The sequence below is a fragment of the Haloferax sp. s1 genome (assembly GCF_058382125.1).
In genome coordinates this window covers 1-1168 of sequence record NZ_JBZRPK010000119.1, presented here as the reverse complement: position 1 = coordinate 1168, position 1168 = coordinate 1, and the positions used below count along the sequence as shown (strand labels likewise).

Genomic DNA, 1168 nt, shown 5'->3' with positions numbered 1-1168 from the left:
CCTCTACGGGTGTCTGTTCGAGCGTCGTCCAGTCGTCGGTTCCGGCGCGCGAACGCCGGAGTCTGAGGTCAAGGTCGTAGCCTTCGACATCGATTTCGACCCGCCGCTTTCGGTCGTCGCCCTGTACCGCCTCGACCGATTTGACGGTGGGTTTCGGTGGCGGTGTCGACGAACTCGCGCGAACCCACACCGGCTCGGTCGGCGACGACCGCTCGCCGGATGCCGACTCGGCTACGGCGCGGTAGGCGTACCATCGGTCCGCGTACGGCACGTCGTCGGTCACGGTCGTCGGCTGATTCGTCTGGAGCGGGACGTCAGCAGCACTTCCCGACGTGTTCGGGAACGCGAGTGGTCGCATCCGTCGGAGGTCCTTTGCGGCTTCCGGGTCCGGGGTTCGGAAGAGCCGCACGTTTTTCGCCGTCCCCGATGCGTCGGGTTCGAGTCGCAGTCGGACGCTGTCCGTGTCCGGGCGTGCCGATAATCGAGGTGTCGAGGGAACCCGCGGGGTTCGCGGTGCGATGACCGCGAACCCATCCGGTCCGGGCCATTGCGATTTGGTTCCCGTTGGACCGGTGTGTCGCACTGTGACGACGGTCCAGCCCCGGTCGTCCCCGCCGAGGGAGACGGTGTGTTCGGTCGTGTTGTGGTCGTATGGCTCCTGATGGTCCGGTGAGAACACCTGCTGGTTGTTCGCGGCGAGGTTCCGAAGTTGCTCGGCACGCTTGCCGGGTGTCTTGGCGGCGAAGTCGTCGTGAGCCACGTCGGCGGTGCTCAGTAACCGAGCCTGAGACGCTCGGAGCACCTTGGTCTGACTCCCGGACGGTTGACTCGACCAGTCACACGTCCAGTGACAGTTCCCGTGTGCGTCCGGCCACGTGGTCTGTTGCGGTCCCGGCGGCATCGACGGACTTGCCGGTTCCCGCGGTGCGGTTCGGCTCGCAACCGCGCGCCGCGCCACGTCTCCCGCGTTTGGCGCGTCCGGCGTCGGCGGATTTCCGTGAGTATCGACCGCGACCGCCGTCACCGACAGTTCGGCCGTATCGCCATCGTACGGGACGGTCACGTCGGGAATCGTGACCTGAATCCGAGCATCGACTGTCGGGTCTTGAGTGGCGTGTGCCGGCTCGACTTGCGCGGTGATGCCCGCCCGATTCGACGTCACCGACAG

General features: G+C 66.6%; 1 pseudogene. It reads right to left on the bottom strand.

Features of this window, described 5'->3' with window-relative positions:
* Nucleotides 1–1168: pseudogene (locus QT222_RS00850) on the bottom strand (hypothetical protein); the annotation flags it as partial.